The organism is Streptococcus sp. HMSC065C01 (assembly GCF_001813525.1).
Lineage (GTDB): Bacteria > Bacillota > Bacilli > Lactobacillales > Streptococcaceae > Streptococcus > Streptococcus parasanguinis_V.
On the sequence record NZ_KV812816.1, the window covers coordinates 1 to 2,915 of the forward strand.

A 2,915-nucleotide genomic window follows, 5' to 3' on the forward strand; every position below is an offset into this window, starting at 1 on the left:
TGACTCTTTGGATAAGTCCTCGAGCTATTAGTATTAGTCCGCTCCATTGCTCACACAACTTCCACTCCTAACCTATCTACCTGATCTTCTCTCAGGGCTCTTACTGATATAAAATCATGGGAAATCTCATCTTGAGGTGGGTTTCACACTTAGATGCTTTCAGCGTTTATCCCTTCCCTACATAGCTACCCAGCGATGCCTCTGGCGAGACAACTGGTACACCAGCGGTAAGTCCACTCTGGTCCTCTCGTACTAGGAGCAGATCCTCTCAAATTTCCTACGCCCGCGACGGATAGGGACCGAACTGTCTCACGACGTTCTGAACCCAGCTCGCGTGCCGCTTTAATGGGCGAACAGCCCAACCCTTGGGACCGACTACAGCCCCAGGATGCGACGAGCCGACATCGAGGTGCCAAACCTCCCCGTCGATGTGAACTCTTGGGGGAGATAAGCCTGTTATCCCCAGGGTAGCTTTTATCCGTTGAGCGATGGCCCTTCCATACGGAACCACCGGATCACTAAGCCCGACTTTCGTCCCTGCTCGAGTTGTAGCTCTCGCAGTCAAGCTCCCTTATACCTTTACACTCTGCGAATGATTTCCAACCATTCTGAGGGAACCTTTGGGCGCCTCCGTTACCTTTTAGGAGGCGACCGCCCCAGTCAAACTGCCCGTCAGACACTGTCTCCGTAGATGATGAACCTACCGGGTTAGAGTGGCCATAACACAAGGGTAGTATCCCAACAACGCCTCCATCGAAACTGGCGTCCCGATCTCAATGGCTCCTACCTATCCTGTACATGTGGCACAGACACTCAATATCAAACTGCAGTAAAGCTCCATGGGGTCTTTCCGTCCTGTCGCGGGTAACCTGCATCTTCACAGGTACTAAAATTTCACCGAGTCTCTCGTTGAGACAGTGCCCAAATCATTACGCCTTTCGTGCGGGTCGGAACTTACCCGACAAGGAATTTCGCTACCTTAGGACCGTTATAGTTACGGCCGCCGTTTACTGGGGCTTCAATTCATACCTTCGCTTACGCTAAGCACTCCTCTTAACCTTCCAGCACCGGGCAGGCGTCACCCCCTATACATCATCTTACGATTTAGCAGAGAGCTGTGTTTTTGATAAACAGTTGCTTGGGCCTATTCACTGCGGCTGACTGAAAGCCAGCACCCCTTCTCCCGAAGTTACGGGGTCATTTTGCCGAGTTCCTTAACGAGAGTTCTCTCGCTCACCTGAGGCTACTCGCCTCGACTACCTGTGTCGGTTTGCGGTACGGGTAGAGTATGTTTAAACGCTAGAAGCTTTTCTTGGCAGTGTGACGTCACTAACTTCGCTACTAAACTTCGCTCCCCATCACAGCTCAATGTTATAGAATTAAGCATTTAACTCAATTCACACCTCACTGCTTAGACGTGCACTTCCAGTCGCACGCTTTAGTTAGCCTACTGCGTCCCTCCTTCACTACATACTCTAGTACAGGAATATCAACCTGTTGTCCATCGGATACACCTTTCGGTCTCTCCTTAGGTCCCGACTAACCCAGGGCGGACGAGCCTTCCCCTGGAAACCTTAGTCTTACGGTGGACAGGATTCTCACCTGTCTTTCGCTACTCATACCGGCATTCTCACTTCTATGCGTTCCAGCGCTCCTCACGGTACACCTTCTCCACACATAGAACGCTCTCCTACCATACCTATAAAGGTATCCACAGCTTCGGTAAATTGTTTTAGCCCCGGTACATTTTCGGCGCAGGGTCACTCGACTAGTGAGCTATTACGCACTCTTTGAATGAATAGCTGCTTCTAAGCTAACATCCTAGTTGTCTGTGCAACCCCACATCCTTTTCCACTTAACAATTATTTTGGGACCTTAGCTGGTGGTCTGGGCTGTTTCCCTTTCGACTACGGATCTTAGCACTCGCAGTCTGACTGCCGACCATAATTCATTGGCATTCGGAGTTTATCTGAGATTGGTAATCCGGGATGGACCCCTCACCCAAACAGTGCTCTACCTCCAAGAATCTTAATGTCGACGCTAGCCCTAAAGCTATTTCGGAGAGAACCAGCTATCTCCAAGTTCGTTTGGAATTTCTCCGCTACCCACAAGTCATCCAAGCACTTTTCAACGTGCCCTGGTTCGGTCCTCCAGTGAGTTTTACCTCACCTTCAACCTGCTCATGGGTAGGTCACATGGTTTCGGGTCTACGACATAATACTAAGACGCCCTATTCAGACTCGGTTTCCCTACGGCTCCGTCTCTTCAACTTAACCTCGCATCATATCGTAACTCGCCGGTTCATTCTACAAAAGGCACGCTCTCACCCATTAACGGGCTCGAACTTGTTGTAGGCACACGGTTTCAGGTTCTATTTCACTCCCCTCCCGGGGTGCTTTTCACCTTTCCCTCACGGTACTGGTTCACTATCGGTCACTAGAGAGTATTTAGGGTTGGGAGATGGTCCTCCCAGATTCCGACGGGATTTCTCGTGTCCCGCCGTACTCAGGATACTGCTAGGTATAAAGACTATTTCGAATACGAGGCTCTTACTCTCTTTGGCTGACCTTCCCATGTCATTCTTCTATAATCTTTAAGTCCACATTGCAGTCCTACAACCCCGAAGAGTAAACTCTTCGGTTTGCCCTCCTGCCGTTTCGCTCGCCGCTACTCAGGCAATCGCTTTTGCTTTCTCTTCCTGCAGCTACTTAGATGTTTCAGTTCACTGCGTCTTCCTCTACCTATCCTTAACAGATAGGAGTACTAGCCATCAGCTAGTGGGTTCCCCCATTCGGACATCTCTGGATCGTCGCTTACTTACAGCTCCCCAAAGCATTTCGTCGTTTGTCACGTCCTTCTTCGGCTTCTAGTGCCAAGGCATCCACCGTGCGCCCTTATTAACTTAACCTTATTTT

Annotated in this window: 1 rRNA gene; it reads right to left on the bottom strand. The window is 50.1% G+C overall.

Annotated elements, in window-relative coordinates:
- Positions 1-7: 7 nt before the first annotated feature.
- A 23S ribosomal RNA gene (locus HMPREF2918_RS00180) occupies positions 8-2,908 on the bottom strand.
- Positions 2,909-2,915 lie beyond the last annotated feature (7 nt).